Raw genomic sequence first — 4,963 nt, 5'->3', positions numbered from 1 at the left:
CGCCGCCGCCCGGGTGGGCCGAGGCGCTGGCCAGGAACAGCCGGTCCACCGGGGTGTCCGGCCGGCCCAGCCCCGGGATCGGGCGCAGGAAGAGCTGCTGGAACGCGGCCGCCGTACCGCCGCCCAGGGCCCCGCCGACCAGTGACGGATTCTCCCGTTCCAGGTCGGCCGGGGAGAAGACGTTGCGCCCGACGACCAGCCGGCCGAAACCGGGCGCCTGGGCCTCCAGCACGGCCTCCATGCGCTCGACGTGGGCAGCGATGTCCTCGGCGGCCCACTTCCTGCGATGCGGCAGGTGGGTGTACGCCCACACCGACTCGGTGCCCTCCGGCGAGTGCGACGGGTCCGCGGTGGTCATCTGCCCCAGCAGCAGGAACGGGTCCGGCGGCATCTCGTCCACGGCCAGGTGGGCCGCGTACCGGGTCAGGCCGTTCAGGTCCGCACCCAGGTGCACCGTTCCCGAGCCGGCCGCGGCCGGGTTCTTCCAGGGGATCTTGCCGTTGACCGCCCAGTCGACCTTGACGGTGGCGCCGTCCCAGCGGAAGAACTCCAGGTCCTCCTGGAACCGCGAGGGCAGCCACCGCGAGCCGACCATGTCCAGATACAGCGCCGGGGCCGGTACGTCGGCTAGCACGGCCCGGCGGGCGCGCCAGTTGCGGCCGTCCGCCGTGCGTACCCCCATCGCCTTGCCCCGCGCGACCAGGATGCGGGTCACCGGGGTGTCGTAGGTGATCCGCCCGCCGCGCGACTCCAGCCGCGCGACCAGCGCGGACGTGATCTGCTGGGCGCCGCCGACGGGGACCGGCCAGCCGTACTCCTGGCCGAGCATGGCCAGCAGCCAGCCGTAGACGCCGCCGCCCGCGTCCTCCGGTGACAGGTCCGTGTGCAGGGCGCAGCCGGCCAGGGCGAGCTGGGCGCCCTCGCCCTCGAACAGCTCGGCGCCCAACTGGCGGACGGACAGCACGAGCCGCCGGGCCAGCCGCAGCGCGCCGCCGACCTTGAGCTGGCGGGCCAGTTCCAGCCCGGAACGCACCGGCGGGAACGGCGTGAAGAGCACGTCGAGCATCTGCTTGGAGACGTTCCGCCAGTCGTCGTACGCGTGCAGCCACCGCTCCCCGTCCCCGGGGGCGAACTGCTCCATCGAGGCCATGGTGGTCTCGACGTCGCGGTTGACGGTGGCCGCCCGGCCGTCCGGCAGCAGGTGGGTCAGCACATCGGGGGCGTTGGTCCAGCTCAGCCCGTGGTCGCCGAGCTCGAGCCCGCGCATCACCGGCGAGGCGTAGCCCAGCGGGTAGAACGAGCTGAACAGGTCGCTCAGGTAGCCCGGGGCTGTCACGTAGCCGGAGCGCACCGCGCCGCCGGGATGCGGCGTGGCCTCCAGCACCTCGACACTCCAGCCGGCGTCGGCCAGCAGGTTCGCGGCCACCAGCCCGTTGTGTCCCGCTCCGATGACTATCGCGTCCGCACGTTCCACGTCACCCGCCGCCTCTCGTCGCGCTCGCCGTACCCGTTCGAGTTTGTCGCAAACAAGGCGCGGGTAGTGCTCTGTGTGCATGGCGTGACGGATGAGGAGCCCCACCATGACTGCCGTTGACGCCCGTACCGAAACAGCTCCGCTGCCGACCCGGCTCCGCCAGCTGCGCTGGTCGACCTGGCGCGGAGTGCTGTGGCGCAGTGCCAACGGTTTCCTCGACGACGATTGCGGTGACCTCGCCGCCGCCCTGACCTACAACGCGGTGCTGGCCGTCTTCCCGGTCGGCATCGTCGTGGTCGCGCTGGTCAACCTGGTCACCGACGGCCGCACGGCGGTCAACACGATCATCGGCATCCTGGAGGACCTGGGGGCCGGTTCGATCGTCGCCGACCAGAGCCTGCGGGACGTGCTGGACGCCATCATCGTGCAGCAGAGCTCGGCCAAGGTGCTGCTCGGCTTCGGTCTGCTCGGCGCCCTGTGGTCGGCGTCGAACTACGTCGGCGTCTTCACCCGCGCGTCGAACCGGATCTACGGGGTGCGCGAGGGCCGGGCGTGGTGGAAGCTGCGCCCGCTGCAGATCGGCCTGAGCGCCATCGCCCTCGTCCTGATCGCGACGGTGGCCGCCGGCCTGGTGATCAGCGGCCCGATGGTGGACGCGGTCGGCAACGCCCTGCACGCCGGCGAGGCGGCCAAGCTCACGTACTCGATCGGCCGCTGGCCGGTGCTGGTGCTGATCCTGATGCTGCTGCTGTCGCTGCTGTTCTGGATCGCGCCCAACGTCAAGCAGCCGCGCTTCCGCTGGCTCACGCTCGGCGGCGTGGTGGCGTTGCTGGCCTGGGCCGTCGCCACCTTCGGCTTCGGCCTGTACGTGGCCAACTTCGCCTCCTACGACAAGACGTACGGCAGCCTCGGCGCCGTCATCGCGTTCCTGGTGTGGCTGTACCTGTCCAACTCCGCCCTGATGCTCGGTGTCGAGATCAACGCCGAGGTGCAGCGCGGCCGGCAGCTGCAGGCCGGCAACGAGGACCCGGACCCGCCACTGCCGCCCCGTGAGGAACCCGACGACGCGGTTTAGCCGTCCCGAGGCCGGGCAGTCTTTGACCATGGAACGCGGAAGCGACAAGCACAGCGCCCGCGTCGACGATGAGCTGAGCCAGGAGGTCCGGGGGACCGTCCAGGGCGTCGCCGGCGCACGGGCCGAAGAGTGGAAGATGGCCGAACCGTCCGGCGAGGACCAGCCGCAGGTGAGCGTGGTCCCCGGCGACGACGCCGGCCGTGGTGAGGTCAACGGCGTGGGCAGCCCGCAGGGCGAGGCCTTCAGCCGCTTCGGCAGCTACATCGGCCTCTCCGCGCTACCGGGCGACCGGGAGGCGCTGGAGAAGAGCGCGCGGGACCTGCTGGCGCCCGACGACATCATCGAGGCGCTGCGGCGGCTGCCCGCGGACAAGACGTACCGGAACGTGGCCGAGGTCTGGCACGCGACCGGTCAGTGAACACCGCACGACCGCACCACAGCAAGGCGGGGCAACAACAATGAAGGGGAATCACCGTGAGTACAGTCACCGAGTCCGTTGACGTCAACGTCCCGGTAACCACCGCGTACAACCAGTGGACCCAGTTCGAGGAGTTCCCTCGCTTCATGGGCGGCGTCGAGGAGATCCGGCAGCTCGACGCCACCACCACGCACTGGAAGACCAACATCGACGGGGTCAAGCGGGAGTTCGACGCGAAGATCACCGAGCAGCTGCCCGACGAGCGGGTGGCCTGGACCTCGATCGAAGGCTCCAAGCAGGCCGGCGTCGTGACCTTCCACCGGCTCAGCGACACCACCACCCGCGTCACCTGCCAGATGGACTTCGAGCCGCAGGGCGTGGCCGAGACGGCCGGCGACAAGCTCGGCTTCCTCGACCGCCAGGTCAAGGGCGACATGAAGCGCTTCAAGGAGTACATCGAGCAGCGCGGCACCGAGTCCGGCGCCTGGCGCGGCCAGGTGGACCGCCCGGGAGCATGATCGCGTGACAAACGGAACGGCCGCCGGCTCACCGGCGGCCGTTTCGCCGTCCCGGACCCCGGGTACGCCACAGCCATGACTGATCGCGAAGACGGCGTGTGGCGCGACGAGGAGAAGACCTCGGTGAAGGACCTCAGCGAGGCGATGGCCAGCTGGGACACCGACGGCCAAGGCGACCCGACGGACAACGACGCGGGCGAGGAACAGGCCTTCGGGCACGGTGCCCAGGTGACGACGGAGAACGAGGCGGGCCAGACGGACCCGGACCGCGAATACCGCCCCAGCACCACCGGCCGCAGCGGACCGCATTAGTTTCAGCCCCAGACGGTGACGCTGCCTACCTCCGTGCCGACGTTCATCGTGTAGCGGTCCGGGGCCTGGGGCCAGGTTGCCGGGGCCAGGACCGTGTCGGCCGGGGCTCGGGTCCGGCCCGCCCACGGGACGGCGACCAGGCCGGCGCCGCCTCGGAGGTGCAGGCGTAACGGCGTACCCGGGGGAAGCGCGACCGCCACCTCGCCCACGCCGCCGGCCACGATGATCGGGACCGTGCCGCGGGGCGCCGGGAGGCGCATGCTGACCAGGCCGGTGCCGGAGCCGAGTTCCAGGCGGCGCAGCCGGCCGGCCGACAGGTCCAGGTGCTGCTCGCCGGCGCCCGCCGGGAGGCGGATGTCCCAGCTCACCGCCCGGTTGAGCAGGATCTCCACGGTGTCCGGGCCGTCGGCGCCGGTCGGGCGCAGGCCCAGCCGGACCCGGCCATGGGTGCCGGTGACCGCCGGCGCGAGGCCCGAATCGGCCGGCGTACTGATCCGGTAGAGCAGGCCGGGCAGGTCCGCTAGGCGGACCTCGACCCGCGACGCGGAGTCCCGGACGATCAGAAACGCACCGGTACGGCCGTGCAACGCGCCCGCCAGCACGTGCTCCTGCGGGCCGTCCGCGGCCGGCATCTGCCGGGCGCCCAACGTCGTCACGGGAGCGCAGCCGGCCCCGAAAAGGCCCACGATCATGGCGGCGAGCAGCGCGAACACGGGTCGCGAACCGACCGTGGACCGACGATTACGCTGCGCAGTAGGCACCATCGGACAACCCGAGATCGGCCGAAAGGGTGACGGTGAAGCACCCAAATCGGGCCACAATATCCGGATGCGTTCAGCCGGTTTTCTGTCCGAGCGTCAGCGCCGCCTCGCGTGGGTGGGTTTTCTGCTCGCCGCGTTCCAGGCCCCTGCCGCCGCCCAGCTCATCGACGACGCCTCCTGGCTCTTCGCCGTGGTGGTCGCTCTGCTCGTTGCCGCTGTGATCATCGCCGACGACACCCAGCGTCGCCGGCCCACCACGGAGTAGTCCCCGGACCTCTCCGCGTCACCACCCGGAGTGGCCGGGCCAGCGGGCGGCGGGCGGTTGTCCGGGCGTGTGCCACCACGCGGCGCGGGGGGGGGCGCCCCCCCCGGCGGGCTGGGGGGGCTACCGTTGGGCCGGATTTT

The 4,963-nt window shown here is 71.7% G+C and carries 7 protein-coding genes; 5 read left to right on the top strand and 2 right to left on the bottom strand.

The genetic code is table 11. The features are described 5' to 3' along the window. Window positions 1–1,474 (bottom strand): NAD(P)/FAD-dependent oxidoreductase (locus AB0C29_RS33315; protein WP_360828724.1); only part of this gene is annotated, 1,474 nt, incomplete at its 3' end. A 106-nt stretch (window positions 1,475–1,580) separates the two neighbouring features. Here AB0C29_RS33315 and AB0C29_RS33310 point away from each other — a divergent pair. From AB0C29_RS33310 to AB0C29_RS33295, 4 genes are all read left to right on the top strand, one after another. Next, a complete protein-coding gene (locus AB0C29_RS33310; protein WP_360828721.1) occupies window positions 1,581–2,549 on the top strand; it encodes a YihY/virulence factor BrkB family protein in 969 nt (322 codons plus the stop codon). A 28-nt stretch (window positions 2,550–2,577) separates the two neighbouring features. Beyond that, window positions 2,578–2,967 carry a DUF2795 domain-containing protein gene (locus AB0C29_RS33305; RefSeq protein ID WP_360828718.1) on the top strand — a complete coding sequence of 130 codons (390 nt, stop codon included), beginning with the start codon at window positions 2,578–2,580 and terminating at the stop codon, window positions 2,965–2,967. Between the two features lie 56 nt (window positions 2,968–3,023). Then, window positions 3,024–3,485, top strand: a complete 462-nt coding sequence (locus AB0C29_RS33300) for an SRPBCC family protein (RefSeq protein WP_360828715.1) — start codon at window positions 3,024–3,026, stop codon at window positions 3,483–3,485. Between the two features lie 75 nt (window positions 3,486–3,560). Continuing rightward, complete coding sequence (locus AB0C29_RS33295; RefSeq protein WP_360828712.1) at window positions 3,561–3,797, top strand: hypothetical protein; 237 nt, start codon at window positions 3,561–3,563, stop codon at window positions 3,795–3,797. 2 nt (window positions 3,798–3,799) lie between these two features. On the opposite strand, the gene AB0C29_RS33290 is transcribed toward AB0C29_RS33295, so the two are convergent. Beyond that, the gene (locus AB0C29_RS33290; protein WP_360828709.1) at window positions 3,800–4,453 is read right to left on the bottom strand and encodes a hypothetical protein; all 654 of its coding nucleotides are present in this window, start codon (window positions 4,451–4,453) and stop codon (window positions 3,800–3,802) included. Window positions 4,454–4,625: 172 nt separating this feature from the next. Between AB0C29_RS33290 and AB0C29_RS33285 the strand changes: the two genes are divergently transcribed. Beyond that, window positions 4,626–4,823 carry a hypothetical protein gene (locus tag AB0C29_RS33285; RefSeq protein WP_212990676.1) on the top strand — a complete coding sequence of 66 codons (198 nt, stop codon included), beginning with the start codon at window positions 4,626–4,628 and terminating at the stop codon, window positions 4,821–4,823. Window positions 4,824–4,963: the final 140 nt, after the last annotated feature.

The organism is Actinoplanes sp. NPDC048791, assembly GCF_040650095.1.
Taxonomy (GTDB): Bacteria; Actinomycetota; Actinomycetes; order Mycobacteriales; family Micromonosporaceae; genus Actinoplanes.
This window is presented reverse-complemented; position numbering and strand designations above follow the sequence as displayed.

What these genes read in the sequence shown, in the direction of transcription:
- AB0C29_RS33295 (WP_360828712.1), top strand. Translation starts at nt 3,561, where the DNA reads ATGACTGATCGCGAAGACGGCGTGTGGCGCGACGAGGAGAAGACCTCG.
- AB0C29_RS33285 (WP_212990676.1), top strand. Translation starts at nt 4,626, where the DNA reads ATGCGTTCAGCCGGTTTTCTGTCCGAGCGTCAGCGCCGCCTCGCGTGG.
- AB0C29_RS33310 (WP_360828721.1), top strand. Translation starts at nt 1,581, where the DNA reads ATGACTGCCGTTGACGCCCGTACCGAAACAGCTCCGCTGCCGACCCGG.
- AB0C29_RS33305 (WP_360828718.1), top strand. Translation starts at nt 2,578, where the DNA reads ATGGAACGCGGAAGCGACAAGCACAGCGCCCGCGTCGACGATGAGCTG.